This window comes from Bartonella silvatica (genome assembly GCF_040545155.1).
GTDB classification, from domain to species: Bacteria; Pseudomonadota; Alphaproteobacteria; order Rhizobiales; family Rhizobiaceae; genus Bartonella; species Bartonella silvatica.
In genome coordinates, this window is record NZ_JBEPLI010000021.1 from 1 (window position 1) to 19,110 (window position 19,110).

The window sequence follows — 19,110 nt, forward strand, 5'->3', positions numbered from 1 at the left end:
AAATGCTTTTATGGGAAGGAGTGTGGGGTGAGGATGTCTGGGGCGGTTGTTGGAAGGGGGAAATTTGCCTTTGGATTGTGTGAGTGGGGTGTAAAAGGGGGAAATGGGTGAGTTAAGTGTTGGGAGCCTTCTTATGGTAAAAAAAGTGTAGGGGGGCGTATGGGGCTTGATACTGTTTTAGCTTTTCGTTGATGGGAGAGAGGATGGAGTATTCCAGTTGAGATGGAGGAAGCTTGTGTGAGATATGGATATTTGAAAACGGAGTGTGCGTGTTGAGAGAATTTTGAGGAGAAGAGCTTGCTTGAGGGTGTTTTGGCATTTACGAATTGGTGGGGGTGAGGGGGGAGACGTTTCTGACCGGAAAGGGACAATAGGGATCTCGTCCATGCCAGAGAATGGTTGGAACAGTGTTTGCCGTTTTGGGATGCTGGGTATTGGAGAGAAGGCTATTGTGGAATCTTTATTGCGTTTGTGGGGCGGTAAAGGAGTGTTGAGGTGCTTTTTTGTGATCGAAGGAAATTGATGAAAAAAGCTGTGAGGTTAAAATGAAAGTAAGATCGTGTTTTGAGTCGATGGCTTTTGGTTGCTTATATTCTGCCACCATCTCTGAAGATAGGTGATAATGTAAGGGATAAAGAAGAATAAAAAAGTGTGGCGCGTTTAAAAATATGAAACAAAAGAAGCAGGATTTGCTGTTTGAAACGAGGGAGGAGAAGGTGAGAGCTTTTCTTTCGGTATTTTTTATGTATTTTCGTATTGGGGTGCTGGTGGGAGAGAGGTTTACAAAGGATTGAATATTCTTGCTTAGGGGCGTGAGGTTCGTGTGGGATGTGGATGCTTGAAAATGGAGCGTGAGTGTTGAGGAAGGACTTTTTTTAAAGTGAAAGTGTTTATTCAGCCAAGGTGAAACGATCAGGCTAAAATAAAGTGAAAAAATAATGGGGAGAGCAAAATGCTCCCCCCCTTAAATGAGAAAATAAACCGATGGGAGGGTCTTTCCATTTTGAAAAAAGATTAATTTGTTTTCATCTTTTCCAGGTTTTCCCATTAGACATATACATGATCTTTTGTCCTGCGGTAACAGTTTGTGTTTTGTTGTTGATGTGAAGTATAGAAGAGAGAGTTGCTTGATGGTCCACAAAGAGTGATTTCCATTTAAAGAGATTAGGAGCGGGAAACATAATCTTGGGTGACCAAGAGCCATTTTGTAGACGAATGGCAATAAGCTCTTCTTTTTTTAAAGCATCTGAAATCGCTTGTGCAGATAGATCTTTCCCATTGACAATTTTCACTGCTGGCGCATCAGGTGATGCTAACCCCCCAAGGTCGCTTATACTATTCATGCAAAAACTGGATTTACATCATATTTGGACAATGTAAGGATCTTTACCAGCCTCCTTGAGCAGAAGCCTTAAGCTGCGCTTGGTATGGGGTATTGTCTGTGCCACGCGAGAAAGGGCTAAAAAAGGTTGAGTTTTGGGGACTCAAGACATAACAGGATGAAAGATGCCTCTTCCAACGAGAATGATCTTCAACAAAACTTGAAGATTTCTGAAGGTTGCCAAAGTCTTTGGGGACTTCAATGACGCCAACCGTTGTTTTTTTTACCAGATATAAGATCAGTGATTGTTCCTGTTATGAGATTTTCATTCTTGGAAACATCTATTTGATATCGACGTCCAATTTTCCATGGAAATTCAATTTCGCAGCGCACTCCTGAGCCTTTATGCGTAAAATGCTGGCATTTATCACTTTTCCATCCCGTTGCATTCCAGATAGAGAAGTGAAGGGTATGACGTCCTCTGTTGAAAAAAGCGATAGCTCCACTTTTTCCATTTTCAAACTGGAATTGATTCCTCCCAAAAATAGATGGAATCAGGACCATCATCGTAAGTTATTTGCTGAAAGAAAGACATAGTTTTGAAGGATATATTCTCAGGCCACGAATGTTCCATCGTAATAACTTTTCCTACGAAAACAGCATAACTTGGCTTACTGATGAGAAGGAATAAAAATATCTTTTTTACATTGCGGTACATATTTAACCTCCTTTAGTTTCGTTAGGCGCAGTGTAAGATGGAAATATTAAAGCATGTATTTACTATTTTTTTGATAAAAAATATGAGAAATATTCTAATTTTTTTATTATACATAAAATATTTTTTTATTTAACTGAAAAGATGTGAAAAAAGTTATACTTTCACTGTTATTTTAAATAGTCTGTCTGTGGTGATCAAAAATGTCGGCTTTAGCCAAAAATAATATCTTCTTTACCCTCTTGCTATGGTGCTTGTGAGGTCCCATATTCGTTTTAGCACTATTCTTTATGCTGCTTTCTTCCCTGTGTTTGGGAGGACTTTGGTGATCTTTGCCCATTTTATCGAGACTGAGCAGTGGTGGTGCAAGAAAGGAAAAAAATGAACCTAGAAAAATATAGCGAACGGTTGCAAGGTTTTTTACAAACAGCACAAAATAATGCTCTCTCTTCTGATCATCAGCAGTTTATGCCAGAACACTTTCTTAAAGTGTTGTTAGATGATGGACAAGGATTGGCAGCATCACTGATCCAAAAAGCCGGAGGTGATCTTTCTCTCATTCAAAAAATGCTCAAAGAAGCGCTGGAGGCTTTGCCAAAAGTGCAAGGGGGAAATGGGCAGCTCTATATGTCGCAGCCCTTGGCAAAAGTTTTCACTATGGCTGAAGAACTCGCAAAAAAAGCAGGGGATCAATTTGTGACAGTGGAGCGCGTGTTGCAAGCGCTCATCATGGAAAAAACGGCAAAAACAGCCGATATTTTAACAAAAGCAGGTTTGAACCCACAAGCACTCAATCAAGCTATTAATGATCTGCGTAAGGGAAAAACAGCCACCAGCCCTCATGCCGAAAGTCAATATGACGCCTTGAAAAAATATGCCCGTGATCTTACCAAAGATGCACGTGAAGGAAAGCTTGATCCTGTTATTGGGCGTGAAGAAGAAATTCGGCGCACTATTCAAGTCCTTTCACGGCGCACCAAAAATAACCCCGTGCTTATCGGTGAGCCCGGTGTGGGAAAAACAGCCATTGTCGAAGGTTTAGCTCTGCGCATTGTGAATGGAGATGTGCCGGAAACTTTGCGTCATAAACAACTTTATGCGCTTGATATGGGAGCGCTTATCGCCGGTGCGAAATATCGCGGTGAATTTGAAGAGCGCCTTAAAGCCGTGTTGGCTGAAGTGCAAGCCGAAAACGGGCAAATTATTCTGTTTATTGATGAATTGCATAATCTTGTTGGGGCTGGGAAATCTGATGGACCTATGGATGCATCAAACCTCTTAAAACCAGCGCTGGCACGTGGAGAGCTCCATTGTGTGGGCGCTACAACACTTGATGAATATCGAAAATATGTCGAAAAAGATGCTGCGCTTGCACGTCGATTCCAACCTGTCTTTGTGCCAGAACCAAGCTTGGATGATACAATCTCTATTTTGCGCGGAATTAAAGAAAAATATGAACAACATCATAAAGTGCGTCTTGCCGACAGTGCTCTCATCGCTGCTGCACGCCTTTCTAACCGCTATATTACGGATCGTTTCTTACCCGATAAAGCCATTGATCTGATCGATGAAGCGGCTGCACGCTTACGGATGCAGGTCGATTCAAAACCGGAAGAACTGGATGTTCTTGATCGGCGTATCTTGCAGTTGAAAATCGAACGGGAAGCTTTGAAAACAGATGTTGAGCCAACGGCAAAAGAACGTTTGAAAGACGTGCAAGATGAACTGGATACATTGGAACAACAGTCGAAAGAAATGACAACGGCTTGGCAGGCAGAAAAACAAAAATTAGGACATGCTGCCGATTTGAAAAAACAGCTTGAAGAAGCCCGTAATGCTCTCGCAATTGCTCAACGTGATGGACAGTTCCAAAAAGCTGGAGAGCTCGCTTATAGCGTCATCCCACAGCTCGAAAAACAATTAAGTATCGCTGAAAATGATGATCAGCAAAATCATCTTGTCGAAGAAACCGTTACGGCCGAACATGTGGCTCGCATCGTTTCACGCTGGACTGGAATTCCCGTCGATCGTATGCTCGAGGCAGAACGAGAGTCGTTATTGCGTATGGAAGATGAAATTAGCACGCGTGTGGTGGGACAAGGAGAAGCCGTGCAAGCTGTCTCTCGTGCTGTGCGACGTGCGCGTGCTGGGTTGCAAGATCCAAATCGTCCTATCGGTTCCTTTATGTTTTTGGGACCAACCGGTGTGGGAAAAACCGAACTCACCAAAGCACTTGCTGCTTTTCTCTTCCAAGATCAAAACGCAATGTTGCGTATCGATATGTCTGAATATATGGAAAAACATGCCGGTGCACGTTTGATTGGTGCGCCGCCAGGATATGTCGGATATGAAGAAGGGGGCGTGTTAACCGAAGCCGTGCGTAGAAGACCTTACCAAGTCATTCTCTTTGATGAAATTGAAAAAGCCCATTCCGATATTTTTAATCTCTTGTTGCAAGTGCTCGATGAGGGACGTTTGACGGATGGGCAAGGACGTACGGTCGATTTTCGCAACACTTTGCTGATTATGACGTCAAATCTTGGAGCTGAATTTTTAACCGCTTTGCCTGAAGGACAAACAACCGATCAGGTTAAAGAGGATGTTATGAAAGTCGTGAAAACGTCTTTCCGTCCGGAGTTTCTTAATCGTATCGATGAGATTATTCTTTTTCAAAGATTACAGCGAAAGGATATGGAACAAATCGTCGATATTCAGATACAACATTTGCAAAATTTACTTGATGAACGCCAAATAACATTGGATGTCAAGCCCGAAGTGCGAAGAGCTCTCGCCGAAAAAGGATATGATCCTCTCTATGGGGCACGTCCTCTCAAACGCATTATCCAAAAAGAAATTCAAGATCCTCTCGCTGAAGATATCTTATTTGGAAAAATTCATGATGAGATGACAGTGACAGTGACAAAGGAAGGCGATCGATTTGCTTTTGTGGCGGAAAATTAATTTGTGACAGAAAATTAAAAAGAGCCCTCTGCGTTAAGCAGGGCTCTCGTATTAAAATGGTGAGAGATGCGCACAGACCCATAAGTGAAGAAATATGCTTATAGGTGAAAAAAATGATGATAAAAACAGAAAAGACTTGACAAGGTAAATCTGAACCAGTATCATAACGATAGAATCATAGTTGTGTGTTCTTTCAGGGGATAGAGTAACGCAGGGGGCAAATCATCATATGAATTCGTTCGGTTGAGCTTGTTGTTCGGTTTTGCCGAGGGGGAATTTTCGAGAGTTTTAACTTGGCTCTTTGCAGAATCTTAAAAGTTGTGGTTCTTGAATGTAGATTTTTCATTAAAACTGGTTGTGGGGTGTCTTCATCACCGATATCAGCGACATCAATCAGAACGTATAATCAATAAGTTTTTCCGTGGTCTATAAAGGGAATGTCTGGTGCGCTAGGGGCCGGAAACGGAGGTTTTTAATCTCTGATCAAAAACATATTGGTTGTGCTTGAAATTTCATTGTCGATTTTACGTTATTTATGGTGAGAAATGAGCTTCTCTTGAGGAGTATAATGATGGCAGATAAAACTTGTCTTCCTTTACGTCGAAGAGGACGCCCAAAAGGGGCTTTGAATAAAACAAAAATCCGTTTTAATGAAGCTCTGCTGACAGCCGCTGAGCAGGCTGGATATCAGTATGGTGAAGATGGGTTGGTCTCTTATCTGCAATATCATGCGTTGAATAATCCTGTGCCTTTTTTTTCCCTTCTTGCAAAAGTTTTGCCTCTACAGACTGGACAAGCAGGAGGAGATGTGAAGACGGTTTCACGTATTGAGATTGTTCCGGTGAAAGCTGAAGGTTCTGTGGTGGAGGCTTCAGTGAATGTGAAGGATAAGGCGGTTGAAACCAGTGCAGAGGGTGGCGTGGTAGGGACTGGGATTGCAGAGAAAGTAAATGCTGTTTGTAAAGTGAAAAAATCGTGATCTTTTACGTTGAAGAGGACGCAAGGGGCTTTGAATAAAACAAAAATCCGTTTTAATGAAGCTCTGCTGACAGCCGCTGAGCAGGCTGGATATCAGTATGGTGAAGATGGGTTGGTCTCTTATCTGCAATATCATGCGTTGAATAATCCTGTGCCTTTTTTTCCCTTCTTGCAAAAGTTTTGCCTCTACAGACTGGACAAGCAGGAGGAGATGTGAAGACGGTTTCACGTATTGAGATTGTTCCGGTGAAAGCTGAAGGTTCTGTGGTGGAGGCTTCAGTGAATGTGAAGGATAAGGCGGTTGAAATCAGTGCAGAGGATGCTGTGGCTGAGACTGCAGAGAAAGTAGATGCTGTTTGTAGAGTGAAAAAATCGTGATCTAGGGGGTGTTGATTGTGGTCTTTCGGGATGCTGAGTAGGAGTGCTTTGTCGATTATGGTCTTTGAAGATGCAGTGAGAGGGCGTGCTTGATTGATGAAAACGACGCAGATTGCTCTGATTCCAAAGCTTATTCCGGTTTTTACTGGAAAAGCCGATGTTCGGTCCGCTTGGGGAGGGCGTGGGTCTGGAAAAACACGTTCCTTTGCTTTGATGTCTGCTGTTATCGGGTATCGGCATGGAAAAGCAGGAGAACGGGGAATTATTCTCTGTGCACGACAATTTCAAAACTCTCTTAATGAAAGTTCGTTGGAGGAAATTAAACGCGCTATTGAAGCATACCCTTTTCTAAAAGACTATTATGAAATCGGAGATAAATATATTAAGTCAAAAGATGGACGTATCGTCTATGTTTTTGCTGGGCTTGATCGTAATATTGCTAGTATTAAATCAATGGGGCGTGTCTTTCTTTGCTGGGTTGATGAGGCGGAGCCTGTGACTGAAACCGCTTGGCAAACACTCATTCCAACTTTGCGTGAAGAAGGAAAAGACTGGAATGCAGAGTTATGGGTCACGTGGAATCCGTCTCGTGAAAATGCACCTGTAGAAAAACGCTTTAGGTATGTCAATGATCCCAATATCAAAGGAGCTGAAATCAATTGGCGCGATAATCCTCAATTCCCAGAAAAACTGAATCGTGATCGGCAGGCTGATTTGCAACAAAGACCGGAACAATATAACCATATTTGGGAAGGAGAATATCTCCAAGCTGTGCAAGGTGCTTATTACCAAAAAGCCCTTCTTGAAGCCGAACAGGAGGGGCGTATTACCACTGTGCCACGTGATCCATTGATGCAGATGAGAATCTTTTGGGATATCGGTGGAACAGGCGCAAAAGCCGATGCGACTGCTTTGTGGGTTGCCCAATTTGTGGGACGGGAAATTCGTGTGCTTGATTATTATGAGGCACAAGGACAGCCTCTTTCAGAGCATATTGGGTGGGTGTTCCAAAAGGGATATGACAAAGCGCTGATGGTTTTGCCCCATGATGGAGCGACAAAAGATCGTGTCTATAATGTGAGTTTCGAAAGTGCTCTTCAACAAGCTGGGTTTCAAACCAGAGTGATTCCGAATCAAGGGGTCGGCGCTGTCAAAATGCGCATCGAAGCCGTAAGGCGATTGTTTCCCGCTATATGGTTTAACCGGGAAACAACAAAGGCGGGCAGAAAAGCGCTCGCTTGGTATCATGAAAAACGTGATGAACAGCGTAATATTGGACTGGGCGCTGAACATGATTGGGCAAGCCATGGCGCTGATAGTTTTGGACTTATGTGTATTGCTTATGAACAGCCACGGAACAAATCTCGAAAAAATGCTTATCACTTTCCTCACCATTCTCAAACCTCATGGATGGCTTTTTAATGAATATTTCTAAAAATCATTTCGATTCAATCGAAACAGTTGAACAACAAGCACTCTTTAAAAAACTCGTCGGATGGTATCATGATGATATTAACCATGTTGAAAAATGGCGAAAAAATGCACAAGAAGACTATGACTTTTATAATGGACGCCAGTGGAATGAACAAGATCTCAACGTTTTGCATGAACAAAATAGACCTGTCATGACCTTTAACCGCATCGCTCCTTTGATTAATGCTGTCATTGGGGCTGAACGCAACAATAAACGACAGGTGCAGTTTATTCCACGCCAAGAAGGCGCTGCATTTGCCAACCAAATCCTCACCGGAGCGGCTGAGTGGTTTCGTGATGAAGCTGATGGCGAATATGAAGATTCCGATGCCTTTCAAGACACAATTATTTGTGGAATGGGATGGACCGATACACGGCTCGATTATGAAGAAGATCCCCAAGGAAAACCCGTTATCGCACGATTAGATCCTATGAAAATGGTATGGGATGCAAGCGCTATTAAACCAAACCTTATCGATGCACAGCACCTATGGTATATTGATGAAAAGCCTTTGGATGTGGCCAGGGAAATGTTTCCTCATGTCCATTGGAGTGATCTCGATGCCGATTGGGTTGGGCAGCGCGCATCTTCGCACCAAGCAAATTATGGTGATATGAAAGGAAGTGCTGATAACTTAGACGGAACAAACAGTTATCAACAGCCGAAAATGGTCACATTGGCAGAATGTCGCTGGTTCGAACGGGAGGTTGTTTATAAAGTTCTCGATCCACAAAGTGGAAAGTTTATTGACTATTCAGAAAAAGAATTCGAAAATTTAGTCAAGGAATTTCCTGATATTCAAGCAACAAGGTTGAATAAAAAAATTGTCAAACGTGCTTTTTTGGGGAGAAAATTGCTCGACGCGCCAGATAAGCCTTTGGTGCCATCTAATCAATTGGGGTGGGAATGTATTACCGGAACCTTTGATAAATTAAGCAGGCAGTTCTATGGTATTGTGAAGCCAACAAAAGATCCACAACGTTGGGCTAATAAATATTTTAGCCAAATCATGCATCTGCTCAATAGTCAGTCAAAAGGCGGTATTATGGCAGAACGTGATGCTTTTGATGATGATCGACAGGCTATGGAAAGTTGGGCAAGAGCAGACAGTATTACTTGGTTGAAAAGTGGTGCTGTGGCGGGAGGACGAATCCAGCCTAAACCCGTTGCACAATTTCCACAAGGCTTCTTTCAGCTCTTTAATGAAGCAAAAGGCGCACTCGAACAAGTGACTGGATTGTCTTCGGAATTTATTGGTACACGTGCTGTCAATCAACCCGGAATCTTAGAACAGCAACGGCGGCAATCAACACTCAATTTGTTGGCTTCTTTCTTTGATGGTTTGCGCCGGTATCGCCAAAGGCAGGGAAAAATTATTCTCTATCTTATCCAAAATTATCTTTCCGATGGACGATTGGTCCGCATTGCTGGAGATGAAAATGCACAATATGTGCCGCTGACACGCGAAATGGTTACCAGTTTGGAATATGATATTGTGGTTGATGATGCGCCAACAAGTCTTAATGAAAAAGAGCGCACATTTGCCATTATTATGCAATTGTTGCCTTTAATGCAGAATTTCGCAACGCCAGAGATTATGCTCGATCTTTTACGTTATTCGCCTTTGCCGGCATCATTGATCCACAAAATTGCCGTTAAAGCACAAAATCAAAATTTAGAGGAACAAAGCGCTCCATTGCAAGGCAACGCTGATGCTGGAGTGGAGCAGTTGCTGCACTCTCTTTTTCACAATGCTGATGAACAGGCTTAAATGCGTTTTGGAGGGGCGAGGAACACAGTGTTGTGAGATGGTAGGTGTGTTGAGAGCGGCGGTTGGTGCTGTTTTTGCAGAATGTGCATAGACCTGTTGGTGTGTGTTGGTGAAGGGCAAAGTGTTATGGGATGGGAGTTGTGTGAGGGTGGAGTGGTTTGCTCTTTTATTCGCCTTTTATCGGCGTCATTTATCCACAGAATTGCTGTCAAAACACAAAATCAGAATTTAGGTGAGCAAAGCGTTCCATTGCAAGGTCGCCGTCCATGCTGGAGTGAATCCGTTGCTGCACTCTCTTTTTCACAATGCCAATGAGCAGGCTTAAATGCGTTTTGGAAGGGCGAGGAGCACAGTGTTTGTAGGATGCTAGGTGTGTTGAGAGCGACTGCTGGTATTGCTTTTGCAGAATGTGCATAGACCTTAGTTGGTGTGTGGGAGTGAAGGGCAAAGTCTTGTGAGAAGGGAGTTGTGTGGGGGAGTGGCTTGTGCTGGTCTGTTTGTAAAAAAATATAATCTTATTGTTTGAAAAAAGAAGGCTAACATTATGGATACAGAAAAATTAACGCTAGCGGAACAAAATCAATTAAAACAAGGGGAGCTTTCAGGAGTCGAACAGAAAGAAAACAGCGAATTGATTGCAGGAGAAAAAGCTCTGCAAGAAAATCCTCAAACTGAGCCAAGCGCGTCTCAACAGCAATTATTGCAAGACGCTACACAGGAAAAAGATGCTCAAAATGAGGCGAACGGGGAAGTGCCTCCAGATCCGCAAAAGGACTTTATGGGGTATATAAAGTGGTTAGGACAAGCGCTTCATAAACAAGAAGCTTTGCTTTCACAACAATCTTCTTCTCCTGCTCTTGCAGCAGAACAGTTGCATGATTTCTATCAGAAATCTGTTGTTGCTGTGAAGCAAAGGCATCATGACTTTGATCAAGCTGCCGATTTTATTTATGAAACCCGCGCTAAGCAATTGGCTGCTTATGCTTCACTTTATCCTGAAATGGCAGACCAAAATGTCGTGGATGGGGTGATTGGAAATGAATTGAAGCAAATTTTACGCGATTGTGCGAAAAAAAATCAAAATCCTGCTGAAGTGATTTATGCTATTGCGCAAAAAATTGGCTATACAAACACATCTCAGCCTATGAATGAAAACTTGCAGGAAAGACACAATTCTGCACGCACGCTTGCTGCCTATAATGGCTTGACTCCAAATGGACCCATTTCTCTGGATATGCTTGACAAAATGTCGGAAGCTGAATTTAGCAATTGGGTTTCTGACCCTAAAAACAGAGCCTCTTTTAACCGCTTGATGGGGGGGGGAGAACTGTAAAAGCAGATATGCTCGGGAGTTTTGGTGGGTTGCTTGAGTGTGTTTGGTGGCAACTGTGGGAGCTTTGGCAGGTATTCTAAGCGTTTTCGGTGACATCTGCGGGGGCTTTTGAGGTAGGTGCGTTTGGCGCGTTTGTGGTATTTATGGAAGCTTTTGAGGTGGCGCTTTTGAAATGAATTGAAGCAAATTTTACGCGATTGTGCGAAAAAAAATCAAAATCCTGCTGAAGTGATTTATGCTATTGCGCAAAAAGTTGGTTATACAAACACATCTCAGCCTATGAATGAAAACTTGCAGGAAAGACACAATTCTGCACGCACGCTTGCTGCCTATAATGGCTTGACTCCGAATGGACCCATTTCTCTGGATATGCTTGACAAAATGTCGGAAGCCGAATTGAGCAATTGGGTTTCTGATCCCATGGGGGTTTTATTCCCAAAACAGAGCCTCTTTTAACCGCTTGCTGGGGGGGTGGAGAACTGTAAAAGCAGATATGCTCGGGAGTTTTGGTGGGTGTTGTTTGTTTTGTAGCATTCGTGGGCGAATGTTGCTTGAGTGTTTTGTGGCATCTGTGGGGCTTTTGAGGCGAAGATGTTTGAGTGTTTTCAGTGGTTATTGGGGGGATTGGGTGGGGAGTTATTTGGTGGGGCTGGGGGCGTTTCTCAAAGGGGGTGCAAAAGACGATTAAAATCATGTGAAATAATCAATCCATTATTTGGAAGTGAAAAAGTTTGAAATGTTTACAACCGGTGATTTGCCGGTTTTTTTTATGTCAATAATCTTTAAGAGGATAAAATGGCCGTAACCTATATCGGAATTAATGACCCAATGGCAGTACGCACATGGTCTAAACTATTGAACCAAGAAGTGTCAAAAGCAATCCCTATTGCGCCTTTGATTGGAGAAGATTCCAACAGTATTGTACAATTAAAAGATGAAACCACCAAAGCAAGTGGTGATGCCGTGAGCTTTAATTTGCGGGTACAGTTGCTCGGTGATGGGGTGAGTGAGGGACAAGCGCTGGAAGGAAATGAAGAAGCGCTCCAATTTCTCAGTGATCGCTTGGCCATTAATGAACTGGTTCATGCTGTGCGTGTTAAAAATGAAGGCACAATTGATCAGCAACGTATTTTGCACGATTTGCGTACTGAAGCCAAAAATGGCTTGGTTGATTGGTATGCTGATCGTCTTAGTATGATGTTCTTCATTCAAGTTTGCGGATATACCGCAAAAGCGATTAACTTTGAAGGGCGCTCTATTAACCTTAAACCGGTCCATTATGGCTTTAATGCGCCAACTGCACCAACCAGTAAACGAGTTGTGCGGCCGAATGGAAAAACAAAAGATGAAGACTTGAAAGAAAATGATGTCTTTAATCTTAAATTAATCGATAAAGCCGTTGAACGGGCTAAGCTGGCAAATCCAAAAATTAGACCTGTACGCGTTGATGGTGAAAATGTCTATGTGCTTTATCTTCATCCAACGCAAGTCACACAATTGCGCACCAATACAGATGCTGGGCAGTGGCTTGATATTACCAAAGCAATCTATAATGGAAGCCGTCTCAAAAACCCAATCTATGATGGTTCGCTGGGGATGTATAATGGTGTTGTCTTGCGTGAAGCCGAACACATCACCGAAGGTGTTGAATCGGGGGAAACCAATAAACCGGTGTCCAATGTACGCCGAGCTGTGCTGTTGGGCGCGCAGAGTGCTGTGATCGCTTTTGGAAAAGACCGTGGGGCAACACGTTATAAATTGGTGGAAGAGCTCTTCGACTATGAAAGAGAGTTTGGTGTTGCAGCAAAAACCATTATTGGTATGAAAAAAACATGCTTCACTTTGCCAGGAAGTACGCAAGGTGCTCAGGATTTCGCGACCATTGTGATTCCAACTTATGGCGTGCCTGCTTAAACAATTTTATGAAAGCTTTTCAATCTTCTCTTCCCAATGAGCGTGTTTGTTGGGGAGAGAGGTCAAGGCTTTATACATAAAGGATTATCTCTGATGATGACCGATTTTGCTGATGATCATAATGAGCTCTCACCATTGAATCACAAAAGTTTTGATTATATGGTCGCGCTTATTCAAGATGAAATCGACGATACAACCGATGAATATTCTGTTCAAATTCAAGATTCAATTTTTACGGCTTTGCGCTTGTGTGAACGGGAACCCTTCTTTTTTAACGAAAAAAAACAGGTGATGTTAAAAACACAAAGGGGAAAAACGTGGTACGGACAAGAAGAAGGTGTTTTGATTGAATCAGAAAAAGCCTTGGAGTCTGTCATTTTAGGAAACAATGATCTAACAAAAAGACCATTGCTTTTTAAGTCTTTTGAGGCGTTGCAGAAACAATATGGTGAACAGCCTTCGCAAGGAAGACCTCTCTTTTATACTTGCCTTGATCAAAAAATAGGACTTTTTCCAACGCCTGAGCAGGTGGAGAGTGTGTATCTTTTTTATGCTCCCCTCCGCTGTGGAAACGAACAGGTGCGTGAGGAGGGACCTTGGTGGACTCATGCTTTTGATCTTATTAAAGCACGGGCAAAATACGAACTCTATAAAAATATCCTTAAAGATCCCGAATATGCGGCTGTTTCTTTTAGTGACTTTCAAGAACAGCTCCAAGCTTTGCGATGTGAAACATCGCGTCGAAAAGGTGCTTCAAAGATTCTGCCTATGCGTTTTTAAATCCTGTTTTCTTAATGGGGTGGTGATTGGCATTGATGGCTGATGCTGGTGGTTGGTGTTGGTGGCTGATGTTGTATCAAATCGCGGTTCTCTCTTCTTGATCATTTGCGATTTCTCTTTTTATAACAGGGTCTAGGGCTCTTCTGGTTAAAATAAACAAGCCTTAAAAAAAATCGCATCAATAAGGCTTTTTAAATATTCTGCTAATGGGGTTATCAATGGCTTTTTTTCCAATCGCTGATTATCGGCCTGATGTGGCTGACATTAATGCTTGCTTTACCGATGAACTCGTCAATGTGTTGCCTGCCGATGGCTCTTATATTCCTATGCCAAGCTTTAAACCTTTGACAGAGGCTTGCCCTGGGACCTTTTTAGGGGCGCATGCTGTTAAATCAAAAAATGGTGTCTCTGTTATTGTGGGAACAGAAAAAAAAATCTACCTCCTCGATAATACTACAATGTCTTGGAAAGATATCAGCCCAAAAGGAAAATCTTATCTCGCAAATGTTGATGCGCCATGGTCTTTCGCTTTGTTTGGTGATTATGTCATTGCTGTTAATGCCAATGATAAACCACAAGTCATTGATATTAATCATGATAAAACTTTTAGAGATTTAGGAGGAAATCCACCCCAAGCAGGAATTGTGCGCGTGTGGGGGGATTTTGTCTGTCTGATGAAGTTGAGTGAACATCCAAGACGCGTTCATTGGTCTGGCTTGAATGATGCTGAATTTTGGACCGTGGGGAAAAAAAGTTGCGATTATCAGGACTTTCCCGATGGTGGTTTTGTGCAAGGGGCAACCGAAACAACAAATCCAATCATCTTTATGCGTTCTGCAATTTATGCTGGATCTTTTATTCCAGGCTCTAAGATTATTTTCAGCTTCCAAAAAATACACGATAAACGTGGGGTCAAAAATGCTGAATCAATCGTTTGTAGAGGAGACTTAGCCTTTTTCGCTGATGAGGGCGGATTTTATCAGATAACCAATGAAGGACAAATTATTCCTATTGGCTTTGAAAAAGTCGACCGAACACTGGCACAAAAAGCCAGTCAGAATAATCTATATACGCTCTCAGCCGCGGTCGACGGGGTCTATAATCGCGTTTATTGGATGGTTGGTCTCGATGGCGATATCGATAAACCTATTCTCCTCATTTATGATTGGGGACTGCAAAAATGGACAAAAGCTGTTGTGCCTATCAAAATGATTTTGCCCATCTTTTGGGCTGGAATCACCTTAGAAGGGCTTGATAAAATCTCTCAGAATATTGATGAGTTACCCTTTTCACTCGATAGTAATGTTTGGAAAAATGAATCTCCTGTTCTTGGTGCTTTTGATCATCAAGGAAGACTTGGCGCGTTTGCTGGTGATCCTATGGCTTGTGTGATTACATCACAGGAAATGGGGCAGACAAATGGCATGATAACGAGGGTGAAAAATATTATGCCTCAAGTCAATAGTGCAGAATTTTATCTCTCTGTGGGAATGCGCTTTCGACAATCTATCGAAGAAAAAACTGTTTGGTTGCCAGAAAAAAAGCCATCTCACAATACGGGGCAAGTCCATGTCCGTGCAAGAGCACGATTTTATCGTTTTAAATTGCGCATCCCTGAGGGTATGAATTGGTCTCATGTGACAGGATTTGATGTTGAGTTAAAACCGGCTGGTGTACGCTGATCATTTGTGCTTTGTGGAGCAGATCTTTTTGCGTGGGAAGCGGTCTCGAAAATATGGGGCAGCGCCATGTTCGTGCAAGGGTGGGGCGTCTCGTGTAAAGCCAAGGTGTTATCGTTTTAAATTGTGCATTCCTTTAGGGCATGAATGGGTCTTATGGGAGAAGGATTTTATGTTGCGTTAGAACCGGTATGCACTGATTATTTGTGCTTTGTGAAGAAAACCATTTGGTGTGGGAGCGGTCTCGAAAATATGGGGTAGTGCCATGTTCGCGTAAGGGTGGGGCGTCTCGTGTAAAGCCAAGGTTTTATCGTTTTAAATTGTGCATTCCTTTAGGGCATGAATGGGTCTCATGGGAGAAGGATTTGATGTTGTGTTAAAACCGGCTGGTAGGGGGGATTTCAATGTTTTTAATCATCGTGATGGGGTTGTTTTATGCTGTGGGGACGTCGCGTGTTTAAAGAGGAGATGCGTAGAAAACTGAAAGAGAAAAAAGGATGACATCACAGGATTATAGTCAAAATCTTTATTCTGCTCATCTCACAGATCAATGGCCATGGGAAAAAATAGCGCCTTATCAAGAGGCGCTTAATGCGGCTATGAAAAAATATGCACAGCGCTTTCCGGATGATGTTTGTTTGCAAACAATCGCTGAAGAGCTCGCTTGTGGACAAGCCCAATTGTGGCTCGTCTTAAAAAATAAAACAAAATTTAGTGCTTTTGCCATTACAAAAGTTGAAATAACCCATAGCGGAAAAAAGCGCGTTGTCCTTTCAGATCTGGCGGGAGAGGGAGGGACAAAATTGGTCAAATTGATTGATCAAGTGGAACAGTGGGCACGCACAATCAATGCTGAAGAAATGCACATGTTTGGAAGGGCTGGATGGGATAAAATGCTCAACCACCATGGATATTCGCGTAATCTGATTCATTATAGAAAGGTTATAAAACCATGAGTAGAAAAACAACACCTCAAGTGCAGACAACAACACAAGTTAATGCACCACCTTCTTGGGCTGCTGATATCTTTAAAACTGCCAGTGCTCAAGCACTGGACCTTTATAATAAAGGAATAGGCGGCAATGTTTATCAGGGGCAGCGCGTTGCTGAGCTTAGCCCTATGACACAAAATGCGCTCACCGGTTTACAGCAGGCAGCGCAACAATATAACAACCCCACTTTCACACAGGGGCTGAATGGACCAACACAAAGTGCGACAAACCTTCTGGGGATGGCTAAAGGAAACTGGATTGGAAATAATAGTAAATTTAATGCTGCATTGCAAAATGCCCTTAGAAATACATCTGATGCGATTAATCAATCAATGGCTGGAGCTGGGCGATATGGCTCAGGTGCACATACCGGTGTTCTCGCTGATGAATTGGGGGCATTGGCAACAAGTGCCACCGCACAGCAATATAACCAAGATGTGCGTAATATGATGAATGCTAATCAGATGATTGATCGGTCATTCTATGATCAGATTAATGCAGCAAACAATTATTATCAAGGACAAAGCAATGCGCAAAGCAACGCTTTGAAGGGCGGAATCGTTCAAGATACAAACCGCCAGAATGAATTAGATGCTCAGCGTCAAAAATGGCTAGAACAAGATAATCAAGGGTGGAACCGATTAGAACAGTTGCTCGGCGTAGGAACAAAAGCAGCTGGAAATTACGGTACAGTATCAGGAAAATCAACGACAATGCCCTCTATCACAAGAGATCCGTTGAGTGATGCGCAAAAAGCAATCGGATTGATCGGCGGAATCCTAGGACTTTGTGATGTGAGAGCAAAAGAAAATATCGTGAGGGTGGGTGAAAAAAATGGCTATCCCCTTTATACCTTTCATTATAAAGGAAATCCGCAGCGCTATCGTGGGGTGTTGGCTCAAGATATCTTACGGTTGAAACCGGAAGCTGTTTTTGTCAATGCCAAAACAAAATTACTCCATGTTGATTATCAGCAAATCGGCTTGCATATGGAGAAAATAACAGCACCTAAAAATAAAATAATCACGTTCTTTTCTTCTTTCTTTGCGCGTCTTCCCTTTTTGAAAAAAGGATATATCCTATGAGTTCGATTTATGATTGGTCACTTAATGCAGCTGAAAATGCCTCTGTGGATGAGATTATCAACTGGGCAGAGGGACAGCCTCCAAGCTCGGTGAATGATAGTGCACGCGCGATGATGCAACGTATCAAAGAATATTTATTCGATATTGGAGGAGGCGCTGAAACACAGTTTGTTGTCGATGAAGAGACAAATAGCACCTCTATTCGTTTGGCGATAAAGTCTTCTTTTAAGGTTTATATGAATGGGATTGTGGTGCGCTTTAAAGCAAAGGGAGTGAATAAAGGCATAACAAATATTGCTTTAAACCAACTCCTTTCACGACCTGTTTATATGGCAACTTCTGAGGGGATTGCCCCTTTAAAGGGAGGCGAAATTCAAAAGGGGGCTCTTTATGAAATTGCCTACCTTTCTGATATTCCAGGAAAAAATCATGATGGGTGGTTTTTAACAAACCCCACGATTAAACCACCTGAAATTCCTCCTCTTCCTCCTTTACCTGAAACGTTTTCACCAGGATATATTGGTACTTTTGCTACAGAAAAAATACCAAAAGATTGGTTGTTGTGTGATGGTCAGGAATATTCTCGTATAGAATATGGCAATCTCTTTGATGTTTTAGGAGAAACATGGGGAAAAGGAGATGGGCAAACAACATTTAATGTTCCGGATTTTCGTGGCATGTTTTTACGTGGGCTCGATAGTGGCAAAGGGATTGATAAAGGACGCTCTCTTGGAAGCTTACAAAAAGATTCTTTTAAAGCCCATACCCATGAAGGAAAAACAAATGCGGCTGGTGAGCATACACACGAAATTCAGCAGCAGTATGGAGCCTATATCGATAGAGGCGACCCAGTGTATTTCTTTGTCTATAACAAGTTTAAGGGAAAGACTAATACCGGTTCTGCGGGCAAGCACGCGCATGAAATCGTGATGGAAGAAACAGGGGAGCACGAAACACGACCGGTTAATACAGCTGTTGTTTACGCGATCAAAGCTTGAGGGTGAACATTTTGCCAAAAGGTAAAAACTGTTCAAATTGGGTGCAAAAAAATGATGCCCCGACTCGGGGTACACATTCAACTTTGGTGACCAAAGGAGGTCACTTTGATGGTCAATGGGGGCAAAAAGTGCTTCCTTTTATTCCATATTTGCGAGGGATAAAAAGTGAGATAAATCTCTTGTGATTTTTCCAGTATGTGATGGTCCTTTTTATCTCTTTGCTTTTGTTATAGCGCTATGTATTGTTATCGCTTTTTTAGTGAAAAGTATTTTTGCTTTTCATCAGGTGTTTTTATCTCAAGGGATAAATCTTTTGTAAAAAATTGAATCAGAAGAATAGGCTTCTCTTTTAAAAAAGGAGGGGAAGCTTCATCTGGTTTATCTATGATTGGCTCTGTGATGGTAACAGGTTTTTTGTGATGATAGCAATTGGGGCAAGAAATCGTAAGCTTCTATCATAATGCTTTGCTTTAAAAATTTTACCAGCAAGAGTACCTTTGCAAGAGAATGGCGCGTTAAATGCTGCAGCGTTATAGATTGTTGTGTGGCATTATAAGCGTGTTGCTTGACATGAAAAAAAGCTAAAAAAAATGCAAAAAGACTTGTAGGCGCTTTTTAGAATTTTTATTTTTTCAATGGCGTGGCGTGGCGTGGCGTGGCGTGGCGTGGCGTGGCGTGGCGTGGCGTGGCGTGGCGTGGCGTGGCGTGGCGTGGCGTGGCGTGGCGTGGCG

At 42.5% G+C, this 19,110-nt stretch carries 15 protein-coding genes and 3 pseudogenes; 15 read left to right on the forward strand and 3 right to left on the reverse strand.

From position 1 onward, the window contains the following. The first annotated feature begins 301 nt into the window (after positions 1-301). Positions 302-523, forward strand: coding sequence for a hypothetical protein (locus ABID23_RS06770; RefSeq protein ID WP_354190574.1), 222 nt, complete (start codon positions 302-304; stop codon positions 521-523). 502 nt (positions 524-1,025) lie between these two features. On the opposite strand, the gene ABID23_RS06775 is transcribed toward ABID23_RS06770, so the two are convergent. Together ABID23_RS06775 and ABID23_RS06780 are read right to left on the reverse strand one after the other, a co-directional pair. Then, a complete protein-coding gene (locus ABID23_RS06775; protein WP_354190576.1) occupies positions 1,026-1,343 on the reverse strand; it encodes a hypothetical protein in 318 nt (105 codons plus the stop codon). A gap of 236 nt (positions 1,344-1,579) precedes the next feature. Then, complete coding sequence (locus tag ABID23_RS06780; RefSeq protein WP_354190578.1) at positions 1,580-1,888, reverse strand: DUF3472 domain-containing protein; 309 nt, start codon at positions 1,886-1,888, stop codon at positions 1,580-1,582. 529 nt (positions 1,889-2,417) lie between these two features. Here ABID23_RS06780 and clpB point away from each other — a divergent pair. The 14 genes and pseudogenes from clpB to bgtC all read left to right on the forward strand — a co-directional run bounded on the left by clpB (position 2,418) and on the right by bgtC (position 18,379). After that, positions 2,418-4,997 (forward strand): ATP-dependent chaperone ClpB, encoded by a 2,580-nt coding sequence (gene clpB / locus ABID23_RS06785; RefSeq protein WP_354190580.1) that lies wholly within the window; start codon positions 2,418-2,420, stop codon positions 4,995-4,997. A gap of 571 nt (positions 4,998-5,568) precedes the next feature. Next, positions 5,569-5,865, forward strand: a pseudogene (locus tag ABID23_RS06790) (hypothetical protein); the annotation flags it as partial. A gap of 120 nt (positions 5,866-5,985) precedes the next feature. After that, positions 5,986-6,353: pseudogene (locus ABID23_RS06795) on the forward strand (hypothetical protein). 96 nt (positions 6,354-6,449) lie between these two features. After that, positions 6,450-7,775 (forward strand): PBSX family phage terminase large subunit, encoded by a 1,326-nt coding sequence (locus ABID23_RS06800; protein WP_354190582.1) that lies wholly within the window; start codon positions 6,450-6,452, stop codon positions 7,773-7,775. Then, positions 7,775-9,598, forward strand: a complete 1,824-nt coding sequence (gene bgtI, locus ABID23_RS06805; protein WP_354190584.1) for a BaGTA-type gene transfer agent portal protein BgtI — start codon at positions 7,775-7,777, stop codon at positions 9,596-9,598. Before ABID23_RS06800 ends, bgtI begins: the two co-directional genes overlap by 1 nt. A gap of 99 nt (positions 9,599-9,697) precedes the next feature. Then, the gene (locus ABID23_RS06810; RefSeq protein ID WP_354190586.1) at positions 9,698-9,913 is read left to right on the forward strand and encodes a hypothetical protein; all 216 of its coding nucleotides are present in this window, start codon (positions 9,698-9,700) and stop codon (positions 9,911-9,913) included. Between the two features lie 229 nt (positions 9,914-10,142). Continuing rightward, on the forward strand, positions 10,143-10,931 hold the full coding sequence (locus ABID23_RS06815; protein ID WP_354190588.1) for a hypothetical protein: 789 nt from the start codon (positions 10,143-10,145) through the stop codon (positions 10,929-10,931). A 171-nt stretch (positions 10,932-11,102) separates the two neighbouring features. After that, positions 11,103-11,403, forward strand: a pseudogene (locus tag ABID23_RS06820) (hypothetical protein); the annotation flags it as partial. Positions 11,404-11,726: 323 nt separating this feature from the next. After that, positions 11,727-12,845 carry a BaGTA-type gene transfer agent major capsid protein gene (bgtG, locus tag ABID23_RS06825; RefSeq protein ID WP_354190590.1) on the forward strand — a complete coding sequence of 373 codons (1,119 nt, stop codon included), beginning with the start codon at positions 11,727-11,729 and terminating at the stop codon, positions 12,843-12,845. A 96-nt stretch (positions 12,846-12,941) separates the two neighbouring features. Then, a complete protein-coding gene (locus ABID23_RS06830) occupies positions 12,942-13,625 on the forward strand; it encodes a hypothetical protein (protein ID WP_354190602.1) in 684 nt (227 codons plus the stop codon). 218 nt (positions 13,626-13,843) lie between these two features. Further along, entirely contained in the window at positions 13,844-15,307 is a 1,464-nt protein-coding gene (gene bgtE, locus ABID23_RS06835) for a gene transfer agent protein BgtE (RefSeq protein ID WP_354190592.1), read from the forward strand. A gap of 494 nt (positions 15,308-15,801) precedes the next feature. Further along, positions 15,802-16,260: a hypothetical protein gene (locus ABID23_RS06840; RefSeq protein WP_354190594.1), complete on the forward strand. Its 459-nt coding sequence runs from the start codon at positions 15,802-15,804 to the stop codon at positions 16,258-16,260. After that, positions 16,257-17,381 (forward strand): BaGTA-type gene transfer agent maturation protease BgtD, encoded by a 1,125-nt coding sequence (gene bgtD / locus ABID23_RS06845; RefSeq protein ID WP_354190596.1) that lies wholly within the window; start codon positions 16,257-16,259, stop codon positions 17,379-17,381. Before ABID23_RS06840 ends, bgtD begins: the two co-directional genes overlap by 4 nt. Then, positions 17,378-18,379, forward strand: a complete 1,002-nt coding sequence (gene bgtC / locus ABID23_RS06850; RefSeq protein WP_354190598.1) for a gene transfer agent tail collar protein BgtC — start codon at positions 17,378-17,380, stop codon at positions 18,377-18,379. The genes bgtD and bgtC overlap by 4 nt, the downstream gene beginning before the upstream one ends. Before the next feature lie 550 nt (positions 18,380-18,929). On the opposite strand, the gene ABID23_RS06855 is transcribed toward bgtC, so the two are convergent. Further along, positions 18,930-19,110 (reverse strand): hypothetical protein (locus tag ABID23_RS06855; RefSeq protein WP_354190600.1); only part of this gene is annotated, 181 nt, incomplete at its 5' end.

What these genes read in the sequence shown, in the direction of transcription:
- bgtE (WP_354190592.1), top strand. Translation starts at nt 13,844, where the DNA reads ATGGCTTTTTTTCCAATCGCTGATTATCGGCCTGATGTGGCTGACATT.
- bgtC (WP_354190598.1), top strand. Translation starts at nt 17,378, where the DNA reads ATGAGTTCGATTTATGATTGGTCACTTAATGCAGCTGAAAATGCCTCT.
- ABID23_RS06775 (WP_354190576.1), bottom strand. Translation starts at nt 1,343, where the DNA reads ATGAATAGTATAAGCGACCTTGGGGGGTTAGCATCACCTGATGCGCCA.
- bgtD (WP_354190596.1), top strand. Translation starts at nt 16,257, where the DNA reads ATGAGTAGAAAAACAACACCTCAAGTGCAGACAACAACACAAGTTAAT.
- ABID23_RS06840 (WP_354190594.1), top strand. Translation starts at nt 15,802, where the DNA reads ATGACATCACAGGATTATAGTCAAAATCTTTATTCTGCTCATCTCACA.
- ABID23_RS06800 (WP_354190582.1), top strand. Translation starts at nt 6,450, where the DNA reads ATGAAAACGACGCAGATTGCTCTGATTCCAAAGCTTATTCCGGTTTTT.
- bgtG (WP_354190590.1), top strand. Translation starts at nt 11,727, where the DNA reads ATGGCCGTAACCTATATCGGAATTAATGACCCAATGGCAGTACGCACA.
- bgtI (WP_354190584.1), top strand. Translation starts at nt 7,775, where the DNA reads ATGAATATTTCTAAAAATCATTTCGATTCAATCGAAACAGTTGAACAA.
- ABID23_RS06780 (WP_354190578.1), bottom strand. Translation starts at nt 1,888, where the DNA reads ATGATGGTCCTGATTCCATCTATTTTTGGGAGGAATCAATTCCAGTTT.
- ABID23_RS06830 (WP_354190602.1), top strand. Translation starts at nt 12,942, where the DNA reads ATGACCGATTTTGCTGATGATCATAATGAGCTCTCACCATTGAATCAC.
- ABID23_RS06815 (WP_354190588.1), top strand. Translation starts at nt 10,143, where the DNA reads ATGGATACAGAAAAATTAACGCTAGCGGAACAAAATCAATTAAAACAA.
- clpB (WP_354190580.1), top strand. Translation starts at nt 2,418, where the DNA reads ATGAACCTAGAAAAATATAGCGAACGGTTGCAAGGTTTTTTACAAACA.